The sequence below is a fragment of the Aquimarina sp. Aq107 genome (assembly GCF_943733665.1).
In the GTDB taxonomy this organism is placed as follows: domain Bacteria; phylum Bacteroidota; class Bacteroidia; order Flavobacteriales; family Flavobacteriaceae; genus Aquimarina.
In genome coordinates this window covers 3,519,172-3,542,325 of the sequence record NZ_OX030782.1, presented here as the reverse complement: position 1 = coordinate 3,542,325, position 23,154 = coordinate 3,519,172, and the positions used below count along the sequence as shown (strand labels likewise).

The 23,154-nt window shown below is 30.3% G+C and carries 25 protein-coding genes; 11 read left to right on the top strand and 14 right to left on the bottom strand.

Annotation, left to right across the window (positions count from 1 at the left end):
• Positions 1–27 precede the first annotated feature (27 nt).
• The 8 genes from NMK29_RS15225 to NMK29_RS15190 all read right to left on the bottom strand — a co-directional run bounded on the left by NMK29_RS15225 (position 28) and on the right by NMK29_RS15190 (position 6,126).
• Positions 28–522 carry a DUF192 domain-containing protein gene (locus NMK29_RS15225; protein ID WP_108802381.1) on the bottom strand — a complete coding sequence of 165 codons (495 nt, stop codon included), beginning with the start codon at positions 520–522 and terminating at the stop codon, positions 28–30.
• 233 nt (positions 523–755) lie between these two features.
• Entirely contained in the window at positions 756–2,120 is a 1,365-nt protein-coding gene (gene creD, locus NMK29_RS15220; RefSeq protein ID WP_108802382.1) for a cell envelope integrity protein CreD, read from the bottom strand.
• 29 nt (positions 2,121–2,149) lie between these two features.
• A complete protein-coding gene (locus tag NMK29_RS15215; protein WP_108802383.1) occupies positions 2,150–2,803 on the bottom strand; it encodes a DUF1361 domain-containing protein in 654 nt (217 codons plus the stop codon).
• Entirely contained in the window at positions 2,803–3,081 is a 279-nt protein-coding gene (locus NMK29_RS15210; RefSeq protein ID WP_147404134.1) for a hypothetical protein, read from the bottom strand. Before NMK29_RS15210 ends, NMK29_RS15215 begins: the two co-directional genes overlap by 1 nt.
• A gap of 26 nt (positions 3,082–3,107) precedes the next feature.
• Positions 3,108–3,575, bottom strand: coding sequence for a Coq4 family protein (locus NMK29_RS15205; protein ID WP_108802384.1), 468 nt, complete (start codon positions 3,573–3,575; stop codon positions 3,108–3,110).
• A 55-nt stretch (positions 3,576–3,630) separates the two neighbouring features.
• Positions 3,631–3,924, bottom strand: a complete 294-nt coding sequence (locus tag NMK29_RS15200; protein WP_091412334.1) for a transcriptional regulator — start codon at positions 3,922–3,924, stop codon at positions 3,631–3,633.
• A gap of 40 nt (positions 3,925–3,964) precedes the next feature.
• Entirely contained in the window at positions 3,965–4,570 is a 606-nt protein-coding gene (locus NMK29_RS15195) for a hypothetical protein (RefSeq protein ID WP_108802385.1), read from the bottom strand.
• 74 nt (positions 4,571–4,644) lie between these two features.
• Positions 4,645–6,126, bottom strand: a complete 1,482-nt coding sequence (locus NMK29_RS15190) for a carboxypeptidase-like regulatory domain-containing protein (RefSeq protein ID WP_159092132.1) — start codon at positions 6,124–6,126, stop codon at positions 4,645–4,647.
• Between the two features lie 62 nt (positions 6,127–6,188).
• Between NMK29_RS15190 and NMK29_RS15185 the strand changes: the two genes are divergently transcribed.
• On the top strand, positions 6,189–6,551 hold the full coding sequence (locus NMK29_RS15185; RefSeq protein WP_108802387.1) for a DUF1801 domain-containing protein: 363 nt from the start codon (positions 6,189–6,191) through the stop codon (positions 6,549–6,551).
• Here the strand turns inward: NMK29_RS15185 and kdsA are convergent.
• Entirely contained in the window at positions 6,538–7,356 is an 819-nt protein-coding gene (kdsA, locus tag NMK29_RS15180) for a 3-deoxy-8-phosphooctulonate synthase (RefSeq protein WP_108802388.1), read from the bottom strand. The genes NMK29_RS15185 and kdsA overlap by 14 nt on opposite strands.
• A 275-nt stretch (positions 7,357–7,631) precedes the next feature.
• Here kdsA and typA point away from each other — a divergent pair, with 275 nt between their 5' ends.
• From typA to NMK29_RS15165, 3 genes are all read left to right on the top strand, one after another.
• Complete coding sequence (gene typA, locus NMK29_RS15175) at positions 7,632–9,431, top strand: translational GTPase TypA (protein WP_108802389.1); 1,800 nt, start codon at positions 7,632–7,634, stop codon at positions 9,429–9,431.
• A gap of 233 nt (positions 9,432–9,664) precedes the next feature.
• Entirely contained in the window at positions 9,665–9,898 is a 234-nt protein-coding gene (locus tag NMK29_RS15170; RefSeq protein ID WP_108802390.1) for a uroporphyrinogen decarboxylase, read from the top strand.
• An 84-nt stretch (positions 9,899–9,982) separates the two neighbouring features.
• On the top strand, positions 9,983–10,915 hold the full coding sequence (locus NMK29_RS15165; protein WP_234424220.1) for a GNAT family N-acetyltransferase: 933 nt from the start codon (positions 9,983–9,985) through the stop codon (positions 10,913–10,915).
• Positions 10,916–10,918: 3 nt separating this feature from the next.
• Here NMK29_RS15165 and NMK29_RS15160 read toward each other — a convergent pair whose 3' ends face one another.
• Positions 10,919–12,064, bottom strand: coding sequence for a glycosyltransferase (locus NMK29_RS15160; protein ID WP_108802392.1), 1,146 nt, complete (start codon positions 12,062–12,064; stop codon positions 10,919–10,921).
• Positions 12,065–12,246: 182 nt separating this feature from the next.
• Here NMK29_RS15160 and NMK29_RS15155 point away from each other — a divergent pair, with 182 nt between their 5' ends.
• The 4 genes from NMK29_RS15155 to NMK29_RS15140 are packed head-to-tail and all read left to right on the top strand — an operon-like array spanning position 12,247 to position 16,190.
• Positions 12,247–13,365 carry a DegT/DnrJ/EryC1/StrS aminotransferase family protein gene (locus NMK29_RS15155; protein ID WP_234424221.1) on the top strand — a complete coding sequence of 373 codons (1,119 nt, stop codon included), beginning with the start codon at positions 12,247–12,249 and terminating at the stop codon, positions 13,363–13,365.
• 4 nt (positions 13,366–13,369) lie between these two features.
• On the top strand, positions 13,370–14,665 hold the full coding sequence (locus tag NMK29_RS15150; protein WP_234424222.1) for an O-antigen translocase: 1,296 nt from the start codon (positions 13,370–13,372) through the stop codon (positions 14,663–14,665).
• Between the two features lie 38 nt (positions 14,666–14,703).
• Entirely contained in the window at positions 14,704–15,777 is a 1,074-nt protein-coding gene (locus NMK29_RS15145) for a glycosyltransferase (protein ID WP_108802394.1), read from the top strand.
• 5 nt (positions 15,778–15,782) lie between these two features.
• The gene (locus NMK29_RS15140) at positions 15,783–16,190 is read left to right on the top strand and encodes an FdtA/QdtA family cupin domain-containing protein (protein ID WP_108802451.1); all 408 of its coding nucleotides are present in this window, start codon (positions 15,783–15,785) and stop codon (positions 16,188–16,190) included.
• Here the strand turns inward: NMK29_RS15140 and NMK29_RS15135 are convergent.
• Complete coding sequence (locus tag NMK29_RS15135; protein WP_159092133.1) at positions 16,173–17,117, bottom strand: glycosyltransferase family 2 protein; 945 nt, start codon at positions 17,115–17,117, stop codon at positions 16,173–16,175. The two genes, NMK29_RS15140 and NMK29_RS15135, sit on opposite strands and share 18 nt — an antisense overlap.
• Positions 17,117–17,989 carry a glycosyltransferase gene (locus tag NMK29_RS15130; RefSeq protein WP_108802396.1) on the bottom strand — a complete coding sequence of 291 codons (873 nt, stop codon included), beginning with the start codon at positions 17,987–17,989 and terminating at the stop codon, positions 17,117–17,119. The genes NMK29_RS15135 and NMK29_RS15130 overlap by 1 nt, the downstream gene beginning before the upstream one ends.
• Before the next feature lie 59 nt (positions 17,990–18,048).
• On the opposite strand from NMK29_RS15130, the gene NMK29_RS15125 reads away from it, so the two are divergent.
• The gene (locus tag NMK29_RS15125) at positions 18,049–18,879 is read left to right on the top strand and encodes a 2OG-Fe(II) oxygenase (RefSeq protein ID WP_108802397.1); all 831 of its coding nucleotides are present in this window, start codon (positions 18,049–18,051) and stop codon (positions 18,877–18,879) included.
• A gap of 9 nt (positions 18,880–18,888) precedes the next feature.
• Here the strand turns inward: NMK29_RS15125 and NMK29_RS15120 are convergent, their stop codons facing one another.
• The gene (locus NMK29_RS15120) at positions 18,889–19,866 is read right to left on the bottom strand and encodes a class I SAM-dependent methyltransferase (RefSeq protein WP_108802398.1); all 978 of its coding nucleotides are present in this window, start codon (positions 19,864–19,866) and stop codon (positions 18,889–18,891) included.
• 20 nt (positions 19,867–19,886) lie between these two features.
• Positions 19,887–20,570 carry a cell division ATP-binding protein FtsE gene (locus NMK29_RS15115; protein WP_027393755.1) on the bottom strand — a complete coding sequence of 228 codons (684 nt, stop codon included), beginning with the start codon at positions 20,568–20,570 and terminating at the stop codon, positions 19,887–19,889.
• Between the two features lie 299 nt (positions 20,571–20,869).
• Between NMK29_RS15115 and NMK29_RS15110 the strand changes: the two genes are divergently transcribed.
• Both NMK29_RS15110 and NMK29_RS15105 read left to right on the top strand, forming a co-directional pair.
• Positions 20,870–22,120 carry an MBOAT family protein gene (locus tag NMK29_RS15110; RefSeq protein WP_369862842.1) on the top strand — a complete coding sequence of 417 codons (1,251 nt, stop codon included), beginning with the start codon at positions 20,870–20,872 and terminating at the stop codon, positions 22,118–22,120.
• A 3-nt stretch (positions 22,121–22,123) separates the two neighbouring features.
• Positions 22,124–23,053, top strand: a complete 930-nt coding sequence (locus NMK29_RS15105) for a hypothetical protein (RefSeq protein WP_108802400.1) — start codon at positions 22,124–22,126, stop codon at positions 23,051–23,053.
• Positions 23,054–23,154 lie beyond the last annotated feature (101 nt).

The following is a 23,154-nucleotide window of genomic DNA, read 5'->3' as shown; positions in this document are numbered from 1 at the left end:
AAGGGTTTTTATTTGACTCAGATAAGTTTAGTTTCTTTTAAAGGATATAGAATCACCAATTTTTAAATTCCATTGATCAGATAACCCACTGTTTATTTCTAAAATATATTTAGCAGGTTTTCCAGAAGGAAGAGATGTTTCGTCTAATGGCTTTGCATCTTTTTGAAAACTCACGATTTTATATTGATCATCAATGTAGATAATATCTAAAGGGATCAATGTATTTTTCATATAAAAACTTTGTAGTTTAAACTTCTCCTGAATAAATAACATACCTCTTTTTTCTTCCATAGTTTTACGATACATCAGTCCCGTTTCTCTTTCATAATCGTTATCCGCGATTTCTATGTCTAACGAAACAATTTGACTTGGGATTGAATCTTGTAAGTTATAAATAGATAGTTCTCCTTCTTTTGTGAATTTTATCTCTTCTGTGACTATTTTTTTATCGGTTTCTTTTTTGCAAGAGAAAATAAATAAACTGAAAACCAGTATTACTGACACAAATATGTTTTTTTTCATTAGTATTTTCTTTTTGTTGGTCCAATATGAGTTAAGATCTGTTTAAGAACGAAAAGTAACGGTTTTCTTTGTGAAACACAATTTCTAAAAGAAACAAATCTTTGTTAAAAAAAAGCCGCACTTCAAAAATTCGAAGCACGACTTTTCTCAACTAACTAACCAGCATTTTTGTTTGTTATTTAATAGTTTAGAATTTTATTTTTTTAGAATTAGATGAATGGGTTAGTAATAGATTAGACTCCATCATTTCCCCAATCGATTTTTCGGGATACCATCATAATAGTTCCTAATATTAGAAACAATCCAATACTGCCGACTAGTAAAGCGTAATCTTCTAATTGAATGATTACGAATATAAAGGCGTACAGAGCAGTTAAAGATGTTGATATCATGGCCATAAACTTAAAACTTCTAAGGATTGCTTTAGTATAAATAGAAATTAATACTACTACAGATGTACCAGCAATCAGATAAGCATATAAAAAGCTAGAGTGTTCGGAGATTGATATCAATAAAGTATAAAACATGGTCAATGCTAATCCTATCATTAGGTATTGAAATGGATGAATATTTATCTTACTAATAGTTTGTATTAAAAAGAAGACTAAGAAAGTAAGCGCTATAACTAAATATCCATACTTGGCAGTCCTTTCACTCTTTTGATAATCATCTACAGGTACAATGAATTTTACTCCAAAGGCAGATGAATTAATATGTGGTAATTCACCAAAAAACTCTTGTTCGAATTCTCTGTTTACTTGTAAAACTTTCCAGCTAGCTTTGAATCCTTTCTCGGTAATTGATTTAGTTTTTGGGTCTGGTAAATAGTTTCCATCAAATTTTGGAGAAGCCCAATCAGAAGTTATACTTACATTGGTTTCTTTACCTACTGGGATGAATTTTAGTTGATTACTTCCGTTGATGATAAGATCTAGGTTAAAGTCAATTGCTTTTTCTTTCGGCCAGGAGTTTTCGTTTAGAAATTTAGTTTCTAATGTATTGGTGTATGAATTTTTTGAGTATTTCGATTGGAGCAAGTAATTTTCTGTACCGAGTTTTAGTTGGAGATTACTTTTTATTCCTTTTAGATTTGTAGAGTTAAGAATAATAGTAGACTTATCCCATAAAATATCTTCTTCCGCAATGTCTTGAGTGTCGAAAGATGGTATTGAAAATGATCCTTTAATCTTCATGTCAGAAGTGTATACAGGAGATTTATAAATACCTCTTTTTAGTGTGTCGGATGTTACATTGGCCTTTATATCTAATAAATCAGGAAAGAAGAACGCATGATGAACAGTAATGATATCTTCCTCGGTGTATGATTTAGTTTTTTCATCCCATGTTTTTTTTATTTTGTGAGTTTGATAGGGGATTTTTAGAATGGGTCCATAAAGCATTACTTGATTTCCCCATTTTTGATTGATGTCACTCACTACAGTTTGTTCTTGTCTTATAGAACGTTCTTGTATTAGGCTTTTGATATAAGAAAGAGGAATCAATAGAACTAAAATTAATATACCTACCATAAGCATACGAATGGTGATTGAGGTCTTTATCCATTGTCCAAAGGACTTTTTTGGTTTTTGATTTTCCATGACTGTTTAAATTTATAGTGATTGTATTTTTAGTTATTTTCTTTGTGATAATATTGTATTAAGTGATAGGTGATGATCAAAAAACTGCCAAAACCAATGGTAAATACCCAAGTATGTATGTGTTCGATAGGTGATATTATTCGTCTAAATATGTCACCGAGAATGTGTAGTGGATTTTGAAGGAGATCCCAACTATTCCATCGAAGTATTCGTCCCATGTATATACCAAACCCACATAGTAATAAGGTTAAATGTATTATGATATTGGTGACTTTATTAGTGAAGTGTTCCCGAAGTAGTCGCTGCATTGTTCGCAAAGAAGCAAATCCAATTATTAATCCGTTAATGGCAAAAGATAAGATGAGAAGCACATCGAACCATACAGAATGTAGAGAACTAAGTCTAATATGCTGTAAATCGGTTAGTATGTAAGGCGCGTTAGGTAAAAAAGCTAACCAGGCTATAAAACCTAATCCGAATAGAAATCTATTTTTGTGTATTCTGTCAAAACTAAGCACGGTTGTTATTCCGTATGGGATGCAGGCTAGAAATAAGTTCCAGATTAAAAATAGAAAGAAAACAGAATCTAATTTTGTAACTCTAATAATTAAAAGTGTTATGCTAAATGCTACGGCTATACTAAAACCTTTAATAAACGGGAGTTGTTTTTGTAAAGAATTCATTATAAAATAATAGTATGAAAAGGGTTATTGATAACGATTAAGAAGTATCCAATAGCAATAGGAATATTTAATAAGAAAACTAATACAGTGGTTAAGTTTTCCTTGTAACAGTGATAATTGATAACTGTATTTGCTAATAATCCTATAAAAGTTATTCCGTTAAGAACAACGGCAATTATAACATAAAATAGACCTATTGTGGTTATTTGTTCCCATGGAACAATTAGATGTAGTAATAAGAGTATCGTGCCTAAAAGAAAGCTAAAGGTTGCTATCATAAGGGCGTTTCGATTTGCTGATTGTGTTATTTGCATGGTGTAGATATTAAAAAAGTTGTTCTTATGGTGTCCAGTGATTGATCTAGTAATTTTTTGAAATCCAATTGATGAAATGAATAGGCATTACGCCCTTGTTTAAATGCATTTCTAAATACTTTAAACTTATCAGGATAGAGTAAGGTTCCTATCAGGATTACAGTATATAGGTAAGCACTCTTTTTGCCGTTTCCAAGAAGGTAATATTGCATTGATATTTCTTCAGGAACTGTAATTCCAGTTTTTGTTAATACATGGAATACATCGTGATTTTCTAATTTAGGTTGAGGTGTGAAATCATGTTGTAATAAAAAGCTTCCTAAGTGAAACCCAAGAGTGGTTTGGGGATATCTCAATAATTGTGATATAGGAATATCCCAAGGATCTTCTTTCTTAAACCATTTTTGATATGGTATTTTACTCCATTCATATAATATTTCTAATAATACTGATCTCATTTTTTAATTTTTAAAAGTACTTTGAATTTCAAAGTAAAAAGATAAAAAAATATAGCTATTGCTTTAGTAATTTTTCAATAGCTTCTACATGTTTTTTAAAGGCTTCACGCCCTTTTTTAGTGGCACTATATCGCGTGTTTGGTTTTTTCCCTATAAAAGATTTTTCAACTAATATATATTCTGATTTTTCTAGTGCTTTGGTGTGACTAGCTAGATTTCCATCAGTTGCACCTAACAATTCCTTTAGCATTTTAAAATCAGCGTACTCATTAACCACCAATATGGACATAATACCCAGTCGTATTCGGTGATCAAATGCTTTATTTATGTTTCCAATTATACTGCTCATTTCTTAGCTTTTAAGCTTAAAATTTAAGTGTTTCTAAGAATTATCTATCGTGTTTTAAGTATATTAAACTACCATACACAATATGCATTATCCCAAATCCTATAACCCAAAACCAGAAACCATAATTCGGAAATACAGAACACACCAAACCTAATATAATTTCTGCATACCCCAAATATTTTACGTTTCCAATAGTGTATTTTGACGCATTTACTAAGGCTAATCCATAAAAAATTAGCATTAATGATCCAGTAAGGCCATAATGATGATTATAAACTTTGATGATAATAAAAATACCACCAGTAACCAATGGAATTAAAAAAGCAGTGAGTAATCTTTTGGAAGTTCCATTCCAAAGGGTTTCGTTATTTTGCTTAGCTTTTCTGTTGCTTAATATGATACCGGTTATAATGCTTAAAAGCGCTACTGCTGCAAGGTCAATTAGAATATAGTTAAATATCTTTCCTTCGGCGATAACATAATCTATACCGCTGATACTAACAAGATAATAAGCAATTGCTGCACCTATGATTGCATATACACCTGCTAATATTCCTGATAAACCACTAAGGGAGAAAAATCGTGATGATTTATTCATCATATCCTTGATCTCCGTAATATCTTTTAAATAATCTTCTGTGCTCATATTAAAAGTACTTTGAAATACAAAGTAAAATTAAAATGTTGAAACTCACAAATTTTTTTGAACTTAATCTGGAATTAGTTTTTACGTTTAAATTGTGATTCTAAACTTCCTTTAACTTCTAAATCTTCTAATGCCTCTCCTACAACACCAGTAGCTATAAGGGTATTGTAGTTATTCCAGAAATTGCTATCATAGGAAAGCGGGTAGTTAAATAGAGCATTAGAAAAATTATTTTTAAATATTTCGTCATTAGTAAAAGAAGAAATTTTTTCAATATTAACCGCGCCAACTATTAATTCTGACTCTGTAGTTATTTTATAGTTTTCGAATAAATCACCTGTGTTTTCATACGAATTAATTGCTTTAATTCGCTTTAGATACCATGTGTTCTTATAGTCAGAGAATGTAACATAAACTTGATAGTTCTTTAGACTGGTAATGCGCGTAATAAATGCTTTTTTGCTACTTTTTTCTATAACTTCTGGAGTTTTTAGTTGGGCTGCGAATCGCTGGTTTAAAGTACTCTTTGCTTCGTTAGTAAGTTTATATTGATATGAAATAATTGCCTTGCTATCTTCTTCTATAGTCACTTCACCAATATAGGGAGTTTCAATATCAGAGAAATCTTTTGGCTTAAAAGAAATAATATAAACTAACTTATTATTATAAGTGCTCTTTCCATAAAGGGTGAAAAGATATTTGTTATTTATTTGGGAATCAAAGAAATCTTCTTTCCTTTTTACTTTATCTGCTCCAGTTAATCGAAGAGGACCTCCACCTATTTCATTATTTTCCAACCATTTTAGATTTAAAGTGTCGATAGATTTTAATTTCTTTGATTGTTCTAAAATTTTATAATCTTGTAGATTATTACTTTTTCTTAAGGCTATTATTTTGGCCTTGTCTCTGGTGTCAGCTACAAATTTTTGGGGCTCAGGAAAAGGAACTTGGTTAATATTATATTCTAGACGATTAAACTGCATGTAATTTGTCCTAGATAATAAATAATCAAAATTAGAATCATAAGCGGAGTAATGTATAAGGCTCGCAGCATCGGAGAATTTTGTGTAATTGTTATCTATTTTTGTTAATTCTCTGTAATATGCTTCTAGTTCAGTGGATTGCTGAGAGTAATTTTCTGGAATTAATGAAATAGCTTGATCAATCAGTTCTTTGTATTTGTTTTTTACCGTTACAACAATTTCATCTAATGAAGTAGAAACTGGATTTAGGTATACTTTTTTAGAAGTATCTTTTAATTTTTTTATTGATATACTACTGTTTTTATAACCTACAAAAGAAAATACAACTTTACGGGATTCATATTTTTTACTAATAGTTAACTCAAATTTTCCTTCTTCATTAGTTATAGTTCCTATTGATGTTCCGTCAATTAAAACATTCGTAAAAGGCAAAGGAGTTTTGGTGCTCTTATCCAGAACAGTTGCTTCTATGGCATATGTTTCTTGTTTCTTTTTTTTTATCTGACTTTCAGCTAGTCCAGGTAATAAAAAAAGGAAAAAGAAGATTAATTGAATTGAGTTTTGAGGTTTCAATGTGATTAGATATCTTGGGGTTAATAATTGTAAAATTAACTATTTAAAAATACCATTTTTTATTGAATCCTGCAGAAAATTATATTCTTAACCAACCGGAACCATTTCGATCTATGTTACTTCATTTACAGGTACTTATTGAAACTACTTTGCCAGAGGTACAATTGCTATTTAAGTGGAAAGTTCCTTTTTATTACATAGATAAAAGTCCTATTTGCTATCTAAATGTAACTAAAGGATATGTGGATATTGGCTTTTGGGGAGCACAATATTTTACCAAGCACATGGATAAGCTAGTGTCAGATAAAAGAAAATACGTTAAATCTTTACGCTATTTTGAGCCAAAGGAAATAGAAGAAGACACGCTTATTGACCTCCTTGAGCAAGCATATTTACATAGAAATAAAAAAATTATAACGAATTAACGGTTTGTCTAATAGCAACCAAGTTACTAAGTAACTTTTCTAGATATTGTAGATCTAGCATATTAGCACCATCACTTTTCGCATTTGAAGGATCAAAATGCGTTTCCATAAATAAACCATCAACACCAGTTACTACTCCAGCGCGTGCGATCGTTTCTATCATATCTGGTCTTCCGCCCGTTACTCCGCTAGTCTGATTAGGTTGTTGTAGAGAATGTGTAACATCAAGAACTGTTGTAGCATATTGTTTCATAGTTGGTATTCCTCTAAAATCTACAATCATATCTTGATATCCGAACATAGTTCCTCTATCTGTAATCATAGCTAAGTCACTACCACTATCGTTAACCTTTTTTACTGCGTGTTGCATCGCTTCTGGGCTCATAAACTGCCCTTTTTTAAGGTTTACTGTTTTTCCGGTTTTGGCTGCTGCGACTACTAGATCAGTTTGTCTTACCAAAAATGCAGGAATTTGTAAAATATCAACATATTCTGCAGCCATAGCTGCATCATCATTCTCATGAATATCGGTAACTGTTGGAACCTCAAAAGTTTCTCCTACTTTACGTAATATTTTTAATGCTTTTTCATTTCCAATACCCGTAAAACTATCAATACGGCTTCGATTTGCTTTTTTAAAAGAACCTTTGAAAACATATGGAATTTTAAGTTTAGAAGTAATTTCTACTACTTTTTCAGCAATTCTTAAAGCCATTTCTTCTCCCTCAATGGCACAAGGCCCTGCAAGAAGGAAAAAATTATTAGCATCAAGGTTTTTTAGATTTTTAATCTTTGAAAGTTCCATATCAATATTTTAAGAATGCAAAGATATGCGTTTTAATGGTCGAATGAAAAGATTATTTATCAAGAAGTTTGATGTCTATTACAGTGTTGAATATTAGCTGTCTTACCCTATGTTATCAAGATATTATTGTTCGAATACTTAATTGTTAACTGAAATTTAAGGAGCTTTAAAAGAGAGGTTTAAGTGTTTGATTTTGAAGCTGTTTTATTATTCTTGTTTTAATGTACAACCTATTAAAATATAACGTACATTTGCACCCTTAAATTCAGGCGTATATGACTGCTATAAAAAACATTGCTATTATTGCTCACGTAGATCACGGTAAAACTACCTTGGTAGATAAAATTATGTATCACTGTCAATTATTTCGTGAAAACGAGAATACAGGAGATTTAATTTTAGATAATAATGATTTAGAGCGCGAAAGAGGAATCACGATTACTTCTAAGAATGTTTCTGTTACTTATAAAGGAACTAAAATCAACATTATTGATACACCAGGTCACGCCGATTTCGGTGGAGAAGTAGAGCGTGTATTAAATATGGCTGATGGTGTGCTATTATTAGTAGATGCTTTTGAAGGGCCAATGCCGCAAACACGTTTTGTACTTCAAAAAGCAATTGATTTAGGATTAAAACCTTGTGTAGTTGTTAATAAAGTAGATAAGGAGAACTGTACTCCAGATGAGGTACATGAGAAAGTTTTTGATCTAATGTTCGAATTAGGAGCAGAGGAGTGGCAGTTAGATTTTCCAACAGTTTATGGTTCTGCAAAGAACAATTGGATGAGTGATGATTGGCAGAACGAAACTGATAGTATAGAACCATTATTGGATATGGTAATGGAGCATATTCCTGCGCCAAAGATTGAAGAAGGAACAGTACAGATGTTAATTACATCATTAGATTTTTCTTCATTTACAGGTCGTATAGCGATTGGTCGTTTACAAAGAGGTACATTAACGGAAGGAATGCAGGTTTCCTTGGTAAAACGTGATGGAACTATAAAGAAATCAAGAATAAAAGAACTTCATACTTTCGAAGGTTTAGGAAGAATGAAAGTCGATAAAGTAGAAGCAGGAGATATTTGTGCTTTAGTTGGCCTAGAAGGATTTGAAATTGGTGATACCGTTGCTGATATTGAAAATCCAGAAGGTTTAAAAACAATCGCAATTGATGAGCCAACGATGAGTATGTTATTTACAATTAACGATTCTCCGTTTTTTGGTAAAGACGGAAAATTTGTTACTTCAAGACATATCAAAGAAAGATTAGAAAAAGAATTAGAGAAAAATTTAGCACTTAGAGTTAATGAAACTAATAGTGCAGATAAATTCTTGGTTTTCGGTAGAGGTGTACTTCACTTATCTGTTCTTATTGAAACAATGCGTAGAGAAGGATATGAATTACAAATCGGACAGCCGCAAGTAATTATTAAGGAGATTGATGGTGTAAAATGCGAACCTATTGAAGAATTAACTATTGACTTACCGGAGAATGTATCTGGTAAAGCGGTAGAAATGGTAACAATGCGTAAAGGAGAAATGTTAAGCATGGAAGCCAAAGGAGAACGAATGGTTTGTGAGTTCATGATACCATCAAGAGGTATTATTGGATTACGTAATCAGTTACTAACCGCTACTGCTGGAGAGGCCATTATGGCGCACCGATTTAAAGAATATCAACCGCTTAAAGGTGATATTCCAGGTCGTATTAATGGATCTTTAGTATCTATGGAAAAAGGTTCTGCAATACCATATTCAATTGATAAATTACAGGATAGAGGAAAGTTTTTTGTAGATCCAGGTGAGGATATCTATGAAGGTCAAGTGATAGGAGAGAATTCTAGAGGAGATGATATGACAGTTAATATTACTAAAACTAAAAAGTTAAGTAATGTACGTTCTTCTGGAGCTGATGATAAAGCTAAGATCGTTCCTGCAATTAAATTTTCTTTAGAAGAAGCTTTAGAATATATTCAAAAAGATGAGTATGTAGAAGTAACTCCTAATCATTTAAGATTAAGAAAAGTATTCTTAACCGAAGTTGAACGTAAGAGAAATAAGATTGTATAAGTCTAAAATTTCTTATTTATAATATACAATTAAAAAATCCCGAGGAAACTCGGGATTTTTTGTCGAAATCTTGGGGTAATTATGGTTTTGGGATTAATTCGTTTGTGGGGGTAATTGCTTATTAGTATAATTTTTTATCGGTGCAAATGTAATTTTTTGAAATAACTATAAACTTGTAAAATTCTTCAAAATAACGGTAAAATACATTTTTTATCGATAAAATACATTTTTTTATGTCTTTAGATCAAAATTTAATAATAGAACTAGTTGGGTATTTTGCATCATTTATGGTGCTTGTATCATTTTTGATGCGTAATATCAAAAAACTTCGTCTAATAAATACTGTGGGGTGTGTGGCTTTTGTAATTTATGGGGTCTTACTCAATTGGTCATTGCCAATAATAATTACTAATACAGCAATTGCGGGTATAAACTTTTATTACCTTTTTTTAAGAAAAGAAGCATAACTTCTTACTTAATCATCTAAAAGTAAGTTTTATATTCCAGATACTCAAACAAATTAGCTATTTTCACTTTCATAAATACTTATTTTGTCAACGTATACAATTAAAAAATATCAAAAAGAAGATTATTCGTTATGGAATGATTTTATAGATAACTCTAAGAACGGTACTTTTCTTTTTAACCGGGATTTTATGGAATATCATTCTGATAGATTCCTTGATTTCTCTTTATTAGTTTTTAATAATTCAACGTTGATAGCTGTTTTTCCTGCTAACATCAAGAATGAAGCGGTTTATTCGCATCAAGGCTTAACCTATGGAGGTATAATTCTTAAAAAGAGTATTGGAGGAGAAAAAGTAAGAAATATTCTTTCTGAAATAATTAAATTTCTTGATTCTTATAAAGTTCGTAATCTATTTGTTAAGACTATTCCAATTTTTTACAATAAAAAGCCAACGAATGAGTTCACGTTTTTTTTGTTAGAACATGGAGGGAAAATTTATCGTAGAGATCTAAATTTAGCTATAGATTATAGTCTACCATCTAGCATTCATAAGAGTAAACTTAAGCATTATGAAAAAAGGAAAGATATTGGTTTTGAAATACAAGAAGTAAATGACTTTTCAGGTTTCTGGAATAGTGTCTTGATACCAAGGCTGAAAGAAAAGCATAATGTAAAACCTGTTCATACACTTCAAGAGATCCATTTGCTAAAAAAGAAGTTTCCCGAATCTATAAAACAGTTTGTCATAAGTTTAGATAAAGAAGTTCTTGCAGGAATTACCATTTTTAAAAATGAAGGAGTAGTAAAGTCTCAATATGGAGCGGTTACTGATAAAGGTGAGCAATATAGAGCATTGGATTTTCTTTTTATCTCTTTAATTGATAAGTATAGAAAAGAAGGGTATCGCTTTTTCGATATGGGTACAGTTACTGAAAATAATTTTGGATTGTTAAAACAGAAGGAGGAGTTAGGATGCGAAATCTATACACAGGATTTTTATGAGTTGGTTGTTTAGGTGTCAACTATATGTTTTCCAGGTTTCAATATATTTTTTTGCGACATTAATGTAATGATGCTCCTTTTCGACAAATGCCCTGGCATTTTTTCCTATTTCAAAAACCATATCAGTATTAAGAATTAGTTTTTCGAGATCTTGAGCTATTTTAGAACTATCAGGGTATGTATCAATTGCTACAATATCTTTAAGATTATAATATTTCCTGAAGTCTTCTCCAGCACCGGTAAAAACCACTTTGCCCATTGCCATAGCTTCTAAGGCATTATACCCTTGATCATGAGCTTGAGCTTGGTCTAATATAATATCTGCAGATAAGAAGTGTTTGATGTATTGGTTATACGGGAGGTCTTTGGTGGTAATTAATTCGATTTTATCAGGATATTTGTTAGTAATAATGGTTAAAGCATTTTCAAAATATTCATTTCCTTTTTTTAAGTAATTTGAAGTATTGATTCCGTGAAGTATTTTTATCTTTTTATGCTTTACGAAAGGGATTATCTTGATAGAGTCAATATTTACAGGATTTGGAATCAGTGGTAATACTTTAGGAGTGTTTTTATATGCAATATGATACTCCACACTTACAGGGATCACCCCTTTTATATTTTTAAAGACGAAATCATGTATGCTTTTTTGTTTTTTAGAAACGAATTTTAAAGTGTGTTTATATTCTTTTTTTAGAGTGTTGTCTTTTAAAAAAGGACTTACGGTGCTGTATGGGAATTTTCCAGAAAGTAAATAAGAAATAAATCTAAAATCATCGCCGCAAGCAAGTAAAAAAACATTCTTGTTGTTTTGAAAAAGAAATTTTAAAAGTTTTTTCTCGAAATATTGTCCAATATTAAAAGGAGTTTCGTTAATTAATTGAACAAAATCATAATTGGATAGAGAGGCCTTATTTTTTTTGAATTTAATGTAGGATTCCACAGATGCAATATCAATCGAAGTAATTTTAAAAATTAAGTGTCTGATCTTATTAAGTACAAAATTGTTTTTTACAATACTTCCATCAACATCTATATCAATTGGAAATTTTTTAAATACATCACCATTACCCACAATAGTTACCTCATGTCCATTTTTTATTAGACCTTCTTTGAGCGAATTGTGTAATCGACTGTATTCTCCTACTAATAATATTTTCATTCAAGTAACGTTAAGTCCCTATATTAAAGACTTTAAAAAATTATCATACGTTTTTATGGGCTTTCACAAAAACAAATATCTTTGCTGTAAAGGTATTTTTAATACTGTAATAATAAAAACTGAATCCTACTGAATTCTTTTTGTACAAGATAATTCATAAATGTAGATAGATATTTTTGATAATGACAAACCCTAAACAGTTGATTCCATTTCTAGATCTTCATAAAATAAATAGTCGTTATCATGAAAAATATAAAGATTGTTTTTCTAAGTTTTTGGATGGGGGTAGATATATTAAAGGAACTTTTGTTAAAGAGTTTGAGGATTCTTATGCCGAGTTTTGTGGAGCTAAGTATTGTATTGGTGTTGGTAATGGACTAGATGCGTTAACAATAATCCTTAAAGGATATATTGAACTTGGAAAAATTAATTCTGGAGACGAAGTAATTGTTCCTTCAAATACATTTATAGCTTCAATTTTATCTATTAAATATGCGGGATTAAAACCTGTGTTGGTGGAACCTGATGGAGATACTTTTAATATAGATATTAATAGAATTGAAAAACATATTTCTAATAAAACTAAAGTCATTGTGCCTGTTCATTTGTATGGTCAACTAGCACAAATGAACGAAATCAATGAAATCGCAAAGAAATATAATTTACTTGTAATTGATGATGCCGCTCAAGCGCACGGAGCAATATATGACGATGGTAGGTTGGTAGGTGATTTATGTAATGCTTCTTCTTTTAGTTTTTATCCTGCAAAAAATGTAGGAGCATTGGGAGATGCTGGTGCAATAACTACTAATAATAAAGAATTAGCGGATATGGTAAGAAGTATTGGGAATTACGGTTCTTCTAAAAAATATGAAAACAATTATTTAGGAGTTAATTCTAGATTGGATGAACTGCAAGCAGCATTTTTATTGGAGAAGTTAAAAGACCTGAAGGAAGATAATCAAAGGCGAAGACAAATTGCGAAAAGGTATCTTTCAGAAATTGAAAATGATAAGATTGTTCTGCCAGGTTGGGACGGTTCCGGGAATCATGTATTTCATCTTTTTGTGGTTAGAGTCAAAAATCGTTTAGAATTTTGTCAATATTTAGATGATTTAGGAATTGGATACCATATCCATTATCCGATTCCACCACATAAACAGAATGCCCTAAAGGAGTTTTCAGAACTTTCATTACCTATAACGGAAAGAATGCACAAAGAAGTTGTTAGTATTCCCCTTAATACAAGCCTAACCGATCAAGAGGTTGGTAAGATTATAAAAACCTTAAACGAATACTAAAGGAGTGGATTCATACTTTGATAAACTAAAAAATAATGTTTTAATTAAAGTTAGCTCTTTTAATGCCATTGGTGTTTTCGTGAAAATGATAACCGGCTTTATAAGTCTTAAGGTAGTTGCTATATTTTTAGGTCCAGAAGGATTAGCATTGATTGGTAATCTTAGAAATGTTCTGACCTCTATTCAATCAATCGGTACTCTAGGTTTATATAATGGAATTGTAAAATATATTGCAGAATTTAAGAGTGATAATAAGGAGATTAGGTCTATGTTATCAACTTCCTATCTTTTGTGTTTTGTCGTAACCATTTTCTTGTCTACCTGGCTTTATTTGTTTCCAACATTTTGGAATAATCTGGTTTTTGGTGGTAGTTATCAATATAATTTTGTTTTTAAAGCAATAGCAATAGCACTACCTTTTTATTCTGTAAACACATTGTGTTTGGCAATAATTAATGGATATTCTAAATATAAGATGTATATACTACTCAATATTGCTAGTAGTATTTTAGGTTTGCTGATCACAGTTATCTTAGTTTGGGAATATAAACTAGAAGGTGCATTTTGGGCTATTATCATAAATCCAGCGGTATCATTATGTTTTACCATTGTAATCATACTGAATAAAAAAGATGTTACTAAATTTTTGCCATCTACTAAGATATCGCCAAAATATCTAAAAAGATTAAGCTCATTTGCCATTATGACATTGGTTTCTGTAACCGTTTTACCGGCTATTTTGATCAGAATAAGAAATTTTATTATTGCTAATGAAGGCTTAGAAGAAGCCGGTTATTGGGAAGCAATACAGAGTATTAGTAGTCAATACATGTTATTTATAACGACTTTGTTAACTATATATTTATTACCTAGATTGTCTGAAATAAGTAGTAGCAAAAATTTTAAATTAGAAGTCTTTAATTTTTATAAGACGATTTTACCAATATTTGTTATTGGATTTTTGATTATTTATTTTTTGAGAAATATTATAATTGAAATTCTTTTTTCAAATGATTTTACCGCAATGGAACCCTTGTTTATCTGGCAATTGTTTGGGGATCTTTTTAAAATAGCATCATTAGTGATAGCATATCAATTTTTGGCTAAAAGAATGTTTTGGTATTATATAATTACAGAAATTATTTCGTTTACATTTTTATATTTTGCAAGTATTTATTTGATAAACCAATTCGGGTTTATTGGTGCTTCTATGGCATATCTTTTTAATTATGTCTTTTATTTTTTATTGTTGATTTTAGTGTTCAGAAAATCTTTTTTTGGACCAGATAGGAAAATTTAACTAGCGTGACGCAAAACAAAAGCATAAAAATTTGTCTGATGGTTTCTTCCTTAGGTGCGGGAGGAGCTGAGCGATCAAGTGCTATTTTGTCGAGAATGCTAGAAGATTCTGGGTATGATGTTACGATTGTTAGTATTCTTGATGATATTGTTTACGATTATAAAGGAAGCCTAGTAAATTTAGAATTGCTTACTACTTCTAATAAGGGTTTGCACAAACGTTGGCGAAAATTTGTAATTAGTAGAAAACTTATTAAAGAAAATAAGTTTGATTATATCATCGATGCAGCTCCAAGACCTTGGTGGTTTAGACAATGGTTTATTAATACTTTTGTGTATCAAAAGACGGATACAGTCTTTATTATTCACAGTTATAATATCGGTATTTATTTTCCTGATAATAGATTTTTAGGAAAATTGTTATATAAGGATGCATATGAATTGATTGGAGTTTCTAAAGAAGCAGTATGTCATTTTAAAGAAAAATATGGTTTAAGTAAAGGAAGTTGTATTTATAATGCATTTGATAGAAAACGTTGGGATACGATGTCTGAGGTAAATGTAGAGACACCTAGTTATCCTTACATTTTATCTTATGGTAGAATTTCTGAAGACTCCAAAAATTATAGTTTTCTAGTAGAATCATATGCTGCATCAAGATTACCGAAACAAGGTATAAGACTTCTTATAATCGGTGATGGGCCTGATAAAATAAAGATTCAAAATCTGGTTAAAAAATTAAAGATTGAAGATTATGTGGTTTTCAAAGGATTTTCGGAAAACCCATTTCCTTATGTAAAAAAAGCTTTGTATACAACATTAACCAGTAACTACGAAGGTTTTCCGATGGTGTTAATAGAATCTTTAGCTATGGGGACGCCAGTAGTGTCGGTAGATTGTAAATCAGGTCCCTCAGAAGTGATTGTTACCGGTGAGAATGGTATATTAGTGCCTTTAAATAAAGAAATGGCTTTTACGGAGGCTTTAAATAAAATGATAGAAGATCAGGCTTTTTATCAAAAATGTAAAAATGGTACGATCTCTAGTGTTTCAAAATTTGAAATAGAAAATATAATACCACAATGGCAAGCAATACTTCCTTCCAAAAAATAGAAAATATGACAACCGCCGAGGATTGTGAAATTATTGAAATTCCTAAAATAAAAGATCCTAGGGGTAATATTGCGGTGGTAGAGAAGGATGTTATACCTTTTGAAACAAAAAGAGTATATTATTTGTATGATGTCCCTAGTGATGCAAGTCGAGGAGGTCATGCGCATAAAAATTTACAACAATTTTTGATTGCATTAAGTGGTAGTTTTGATGTGATTTTACATGACGGGGAAAATCAAAAGAAAATAACTCTTAATAAACCCAATAAAGGATTATTGATTAAATCTGGAATATGGAGAGAGTTAGAAAATTTTTCTTCTGGATCAGTTTGTTTAGTATTAGCTTCTGATGTATATAAAGAAGAAGATTATATCAGAAGCTTTAATGATTTTAAACTATTTAAAACTAGATAGTTTTAGCCTAAAAATAGAAATTAAAATATTCTGGATTTTTTTTAGCAATAGTAATATTATTTTAGGTTGTTTTATTAAAAATCTATTTTTCCAATGTAGGTTTTTCCAATTAATATTTTCACAATATTTTTTTGAGGTCAAATAATCTCCAGCAATTCTATATTCTAATCCTATAGAATATCGGTTAGCATCTAGATATATTTTTAAAGAAGGGTTATGTTTTTCTTCTTCAACAAATTTTTCAAACTTTATAAAGTTTTTGTTCTTTATGTTTATTTCTTTTGATCGATTTTTGGCATCTAGATTATATGTGGCAGTGACATATGTTGCCAAAGCTACTTTATGCCGTAATGCAATACGAATCCAAAGATCTGTATCCTCACCGTGTGTTATAGAAGAATCAAAACCTTTAATTGCATTTAAAACAGTTTTGGGAGCTGCACTGGCCGAAGTCCATGCAATAGCATCAATGGAACTAGAATCAAAATAATCATCAATAATTATGAAAGAATTACTATCCGTTTTTATGCTCTTAAAGTCCGCTAAAAATATAGAATTTGTATTAAATTTTTTCTCATAAGATGTTGCTAGTAAACCAGCATCAGGAAATTTTTTATATAATTGAAATAATATTTCGAGATGATTTGGATACCAATAATCATCTGCATCCAGAAAGGCAATAATCTCTCCATTCGCCTTGTCAATCCCAAAATTTCTAGCGTTAGAAACTCCTTTGTTTTCTGTTAAAAAATATCGCAGCCTTTCATCCGTAAAAGTATTTACGATTTTTTCACTGTTGTCATTAGAACCATCATTTATGATTATAATCTCATAGTTCGTGTAATTTTGAGCGAATACGGATTGTATCGTTTTCTCGATATTTTTTTCTTTATTGTAAAGTGGAATAATGATGGAGAAAAAAGGCACTATATCTTGTTTTTAATTAAACAAAAGTAACCTAAACGATAAAAATCATAGCATACCATAGAAGGATAAGAAGAATTGAAATTTCTTTTAAGAAGGTTTCTCGAAATTCTGAAGGTAAATGAGATGATTTTGTCGATTTTTATTTTATTTATTTTGTAGTAAATACTAGAAACCTTGTATCTATCATAAGAAAGTTTATTGGTATTGATTAAAACAATTAGGTTTTCAATGGCTTGCTCTGTTTTTATAATAAAAGCCTCTGCATTATCATTAGCATCATGTACTACAGGGTTGTCAATATATGTAATTGGAATGTTTTTTTTAGCAATAGCATCAAAAAATACTACATCTTCACATCCATATTTTTCTAAAGATTCATCAAATTTTATGGTTTTAAAAATTTCTTTTTGAATTAAAAAATTCGATGAACAAACGATAGATCTTTTATTTCTGTTAGCTAAAGATTCTCTTTTTTTAGTATACATCCATCTAAGGCGATAAGGTTTGCTGGGTGGCTTTTTTAAATAAGTCATTCCACCCGTTATAACCTTATGGTTTATATTATCTAGATATGTTTTAATAAAGTTTTTGCGTTCTGGAAGTGTTCCAGCATCTATAAAGAGAAGAGAATCATATGTTGCTTTAGAGGCTAATAGATTCCGAATAGCACTTCTGCCTATATTTTTTGGTAATTTCTTAAAAGAGCAATTTGATAATTCATGAACACCATCATTTTCTTTTATGAAATGATCTGAATGATCATCAAACACTAATATTTCAAAAGAGACGTTACATAATGAAATTTGCTGATGAACCTCTTTAATCAACGGAATAATGTTATAATTATAGACAGGGATCAAAATTGATAACATTTATAGATGTTTTACTAGAAGTTTATAATTATTTTTAAGACAAAATTGTAATTGGATAGATGAATCACCCTAATAGAGATAAAATTGCTGATCTCATTTTTTTAAAGCTCAAAGATAATGAAGAAGTTTTAAAAAAACACTTTGCTCATACCAGTGAGGGTATTGGATATTTTTATTTAGATGATCTGCTACCAGAACATTTAACTAGTGAAATTTTTGATAAGTTTCCTAGTACGAAGGATATAAAAGTAAAAAGGAGTTTAAGAGAGTATAAATATGTAGCTGCCCAAATGAATAGATATCACCCTTTATTAGAGGAGACTATTTATGCTTTTCAGGATAAGAGGATTGTTGATTTAATCTCCAAAATATGCGAATATAGCAGTGTAAAACCTGATGGAGATTTATATGCAGGAGGAATTTCGATGATGGGCAAAGGAAATTATTTGAACCCGCATCTAGATAATTCTCACGATAAGGATGTCAAACTTTGGCGTGTACTTAATTTATTATATTATGTAACACCGGATTGGATGTCAGAAAATGGAGGAAACTTAGAACTATGGCCAAAAGGACTTAAAAGCGAACCAATATCTATAAATTCTCGTTGTAATAGATTAGTCGTTATGGCTACTCATAAGAATTCTTGGCATTCTGTTGGTAAGGTAAAAGTGGATAAGGTACGATGTTGTATTTCTAATTATTATTTCTCTACGGAACCAGTAGATGCGAAAAGATCTTTCCATGTAACTACTTTTAGAGGTTGGCCAGGTCAATTTTTTAGAGATAAAATATTGAAAATCGATTCATCAATAAGAATGGGGGTTCGAAAAATATTTAAAAAGGGAATTCGAGAAAATCCACATGTATATAAAAAAGATGATTCTTAGTATGCTCAATCAACTAGTAGTGTTTTGGTAAATTCCAAATACAAAGTCACTGGAGTGGTTTTTTAAATAATTATCTTCATACTCAAATAATTTATTTAGTACAACTTCTTTTTCTGAATCTAATTCTAAAAAATGGTGGGATAGGTCTTTAAGTGCATTTGCTAACAAATTACCACCATAAGAAGCTTCATAAATTGTGGTATAGTTTTTATGAATAGCAGGTAATATTTTTTCTGATTCTATACATTCAGACGGATCAGCCAGGATCATTCTAATAATGCCTGAGCCATAAATTCTATTTTTAAACAAATTTAATTTAAACCTTTTTCTATAGGGTTTAGGGATGAGTTTTATAGCACTATTGGTAGCTTTTATTTGATGTTTTGGGAATTGTAATCTATTTGGTCCCACAAACTCATTAATTATTAGCTTCCCATCCGTTTTCAAGGTTCTTTTTATTTTTTGTCCGACAAGCTCTTCTATGTTTTTAAAATGATGTAATGAGGCATGAAAAAAAACAATATCAAAATAGTTTTCCGGAAAATTATAGGAATACAGATCTTGAATTTTAAAATTAATATTATCCAATTCTTGCTCTGATGCTGATTTTTTAGCAGCGTCAAAAAGTACTTCGTTAATATCAATACATACGATCTCTTTAAAATTCTTATAGCTTGCAAATGTGAGTTCATGACTACAAATTCCACTGCCTAATGACAGCATTTTTAGATCTTTAGAATTTGATAAGAACTTTTTCATCACAAAGTCTTCATATTCAATTTTAGAGTCTCCTGTTATAAGTTGATTCCATCGCTCTTGAATTTTAGGAATGATCCACCAATTAGCAGATTGTATATCTAATTCATTAAAAGCACTTTTTGTTCTTTTAATACTATTAATGTTTAGTTTAGAGGTAATAAAAGACAGTCCTCTTTGCCTAAACTTAGTGTAAGTCTCTATAAAGTCATCGAGGGTTACTAGTCGCATTATTGTATTAATTTGTAGAATTATCCTTTTCGTTGAACCACTTCAAAAACTTTGTTACCCTCACATTTTAAAGTTTTAGATGGATATTTTAATAGCAATGCATAATCATGAGTAGCCATTAAAATTGTATTACCATTTTTATTGATGTCCTGTAGTACTTCCATAACTTCTACAGAAGTTTGAGGGTCTAAATTTCCAGTTGGTTCATCGGCAAGAATTAATTCTGGATCATTAAGTAGTGCTCTGGCAATAGCAATACGCTGTTGTTCTCCACCAGATAATTGGTATGGGAATTTAAAATCCTTTGTTTTCATGCCTACTTTATCAAGGACATCATCAATTTTACTATCCATCGCTTTTTGATCAGTCCATCCAGTCGCTTTTAGTACAAACAATAAATTATCCTTTACAGTTCTGTCATTAAGAAGTTTAAAATCTTGGAAAACGATTCCTAATTTTCTTCTAAGAAATGGAATTTGATTTTCTTTTAAAGTACTTAAATCAAAATCAACAATACTTCCTTCCCCTTCTATTAGAGGAATGTCTCCATAAAGTGTTTTCATGAAACTACTTTTTCCTGTACCGGTCTTACCGATCAGGTATACAAAATCTCCCTTATTAACTTCGACATTAACATCTGAAAGAATTAAATTTTCTCGTTGATAAATTGAAGCATTTTTAAGGCTTAAAACCATATCGGACATAGTATGAAATTCTGATTTTATTAATTTTAGTAAAAGTAAAAAGTTTATGCAATAATGTATTTATTAAAAATGTTTTTTTATCCACGTAGATTTTAAGTATTTTTCCAGAGAATTCATATGCTCATATTTTGCAATTTAATACCGTTGATTTTGCGTTGTTCTTTCCAATCGTTTTTGTTTTGTATTGGTTCGTTTTTAACAGCTCAAAAAAGATTCAAAATATCTTTCTTCTAGCGGTAAGCTACTTGTTTTATTCTTTTTGGGACTGGAGATTTTTATCGCTTATATTTTTAAGTTCAATGATTGATTTTTTGGTTGCTAGTCAATTGCAGACCACAACTAGAGTTAGAAAAAAAATACTTTTGGGAATTAGTTTATTCTTTAATCTAGGTGTTTTATTCGTCTTTAAATACTTTAATTTCTTTATAGAAACGTTCACAGAGGCATTTTTGTTATTTGGTAAGCCAATATCTTATAGTTCATTGCAACTCGTTTTACCTGTAGGTATAAGTTTTTATACGTTTCAGACATTGAGTTATACAATAGATGTATACAGAGAAAGAATACGCGCTACCAATGATTTCATTTCATTTTTTGCATTTGTTTCATTTTTTCCGCAGTTAGTTGCGGGACCTATAGAAAGAGCTTCTAATCTTTTGCCTCAGTTTAATAAAAGTAGAGTTTTTAATTATAGTAAGAGTATTGATGGTTTGCGATTAATTTTGGGCGGCTTGTTCAAGAAAATGGTAATTGCGGATAATTGTGCGGTAATAGTTAATAGACTGTTCGAAGATTATACAGCATATTCAGGAAGCACTTTGTTATGTGGTGCTATATTTTTTGGTTTTCAGATTTATGGAGATTTTTCAGGTTATTCGGATATTGCTATTGGTTCTGCAAGATTGTTAGGGTTTGATTTAAAGCAAAATTTTAATTTCCCTTATTTATCAAAGAACTTAATTGAGTTTTGGAGACGATGGCATATTTCGCTTTCTACTTGGTTTAGAGATTACGTATACATTGCGTTGGGAGGTAATCGTGTTTCAAAATTTAGATTGGTATTTAATATTCTTGTTGTTTTTCTGCTAAGTGGGTTATGGCATGGAGCTAATCTTACATTTATTTTTTGGGGATTGATTCATGGAATCATATTGATATTTACAGTTTTTATAAATAATGAAACAAAATTTGGGGTTTTTCTCCAAAATCAAAATTCAATAGTAGTTGATTTTTTAAGAATGAGTATTACATTTTTTATAGTTACTATTGCTTGGGTTTTTTTTAGAGCAGATTCAATCACGGAAGCCTTTGGGTATCTAGATCGTATTTTTTCATCAACACTTTTTTCTATTCCACAAGGGAATAAGTTGTTTTTGATTTTATTGATTGGATATCTAGGCATAGAATGGTTTCAGAAAAAAAGAGAACACTTATTGGATATTCAGTATATATCGTCTAAAAGCATTCGATATCTAATTTATTATGTTACGGTATTCGTCGTGTTTTACTATGCAGGGGATTTACAAACCTTTATTTATTTTCAATTCTAAACTATGAAGGTTTTTATAAAAAAAATATTCTTATTTCTACTACCACTGCTTTTTATTTGGGTAGCATTAGAGTGTTTTTATAGAACTGTAGAATCTAATTATTCTTATAAGCATAGAATGATTAGTAACTCTTATAATGACATAGAGACATTGGTTTTAGGGGATTCTCATGCTTTTTTCGGTATTAATCCAGAATTTATGGATACCAAAACTTTTAATGCATCTAATATAAGTCAGAGCTTGTATTTTGATCAATTATTGTTTGATAAGCATGTAGATAGTCTTCCTAATCTAAAAAATGTAGTTATTACTATCGGTTATTATAGTTTAAGTCAACTGGAGAATACCAAAGAAGATCGATGGCGTAAATATTTTTACCATAATCAAATGGAATTAGATGTTCCCATTATTAATCCACTAGATGTGAAAAAATATAGTCTCTCATTGACTCGTCGTTTTGATAAATCAATTACTTTATTTCACGATTATATGTATAAAGGAACAATTATCGGGTGTGATGATAAGGGTTGGGGGACATACTATGAAAATACAAACAATATACCTTTAGTAGAAGGAAGTAGAGCTACGGCAAAAAGGCATGAGGATTTTTTAATGGATTTCGAAGAAAATTTAATTAGACTTCAATCGATTATAGCCTATTGCAAAAAAATAAAATGCAATGTTTATTTAGTTGATATGCCAGTATATAATGAGTATTTAAAACTACTTAACCCAAGTAAATTAGAGAAAATTACCAATTCGTGTAAAGATCTAGCAAGTCATTATAAGAATGTAACTTATATAAACCTAAGAGAAGATATTAGGATAGAAGATACAGATTTTTACGACCCTGATCATCTTAACCATAAAGGGGCAAAAAAATATACTAAAATCATAAATCAAATTATATCTGATCCAAAAAATGAAGGTTAATGTAATTATCTCCAAAATATTTCGTTATTAGTATGAAGATTAGGGTATCTTTAACACAAAATTTATTCGCGGGAAACGATATTTACTTTAAGAAAAATTGG

Bases quoted from the DNA above. Each gene is read 5' to 3' on its own strand.
- NMK29_RS15120 (WP_108802398.1), bottom strand. From the start codon at position 19,866: ATGCGACTAGTAACCCTCGATGACTTTATAGAGACTTACACTAAGTTT.
- NMK29_RS15170 (WP_108802390.1), top strand. From the start codon at position 9,665: ATGTCTTTAGATCAAAATTTAATAATAGAACTAGTTGGGTATTTTGCA.
- NMK29_RS15130 (WP_108802396.1), bottom strand. From the start codon at position 17,989: ATGTTATCAATTTTGATCCCTGTCTATAATTATAACATTATTCCGTTG.
- NMK29_RS15105 (WP_108802400.1), top strand. From the start codon at position 22,124: ATGAAGGTTTTTATAAAAAAAATATTCTTATTTCTACTACCACTGCTT.
- NMK29_RS15110 (WP_369862842.1), top strand. From the start codon at position 20,870: ATGATTGATTTTTTGGTTGCTAGTCAATTGCAGACCACAACTAGAGTT.
- NMK29_RS15195 (WP_108802385.1), bottom strand. From the start codon at position 4,570: ATGAGCACAGAAGATTATTTAAAAGATATTACGGAGATCAAGGATATG.
- creD (WP_108802382.1), bottom strand. From the start codon at position 2,120: ATGGAAAATCAAAAACCAAAAAAGTCCTTTGGACAATGGATAAAGACC.
- NMK29_RS15140 (WP_108802451.1), top strand. From the start codon at position 15,783: ATGACAACCGCCGAGGATTGTGAAATTATTGAAATTCCTAAAATAAAA.
- NMK29_RS15200 (WP_091412334.1), bottom strand. From the start codon at position 3,924: ATGAGCAGTATAATTGGAAACATAAATAAAGCATTTGATCACCGAATA.
- NMK29_RS15160 (WP_108802392.1), bottom strand. From the start codon at position 12,064: ATGAAAATATTATTAGTAGGAGAATACAGTCGATTACACAATTCGCTC.
- NMK29_RS15210 (WP_147404134.1), bottom strand. From the start codon at position 3,081: ATGATAGCAACCTTTAGCTTTCTTTTAGGCACGATACTCTTATTACTA.
- NMK29_RS15225 (WP_108802381.1), bottom strand. From the start codon at position 522: ATGAAAAAAAACATATTTGTGTCAGTAATACTGGTTTTCAGTTTATTT.
- NMK29_RS15115 (WP_027393755.1), bottom strand. From the start codon at position 20,570: ATGTCCGATATGGTTTTAAGCCTTAAAAATGCTTCAATTTATCAACGA.
- NMK29_RS15145 (WP_108802394.1), top strand. From the start codon at position 14,704: ATGGTTTCTTCCTTAGGTGCGGGAGGAGCTGAGCGATCAAGTGCTATT.
- NMK29_RS15205 (WP_108802384.1), bottom strand. From the start codon at position 3,575: ATGAGATCAGTATTATTAGAAATATTATATGAATGGAGTAAAATACCA.
- typA (WP_108802389.1), top strand. From the start codon at position 7,632: ATGACTGCTATAAAAAACATTGCTATTATTGCTCACGTAGATCACGGT.
- NMK29_RS15125 (WP_108802397.1), top strand. From the start codon at position 18,049: ATGAATCACCCTAATAGAGATAAAATTGCTGATCTCATTTTTTTAAAG.
- NMK29_RS15155 (WP_234424221.1), top strand. From the start codon at position 12,247: ATGACAAACCCTAAACAGTTGATTCCATTTCTAGATCTTCATAAAATA.
- NMK29_RS15215 (WP_108802383.1), bottom strand. From the start codon at position 2,803: ATGAATTCTTTACAAAAACAACTCCCGTTTATTAAAGGTTTTAGTATA.
- kdsA (WP_108802388.1), bottom strand. From the start codon at position 7,356: ATGGAACTTTCAAAGATTAAAAATCTAAAAAACCTTGATGCTAATAAT.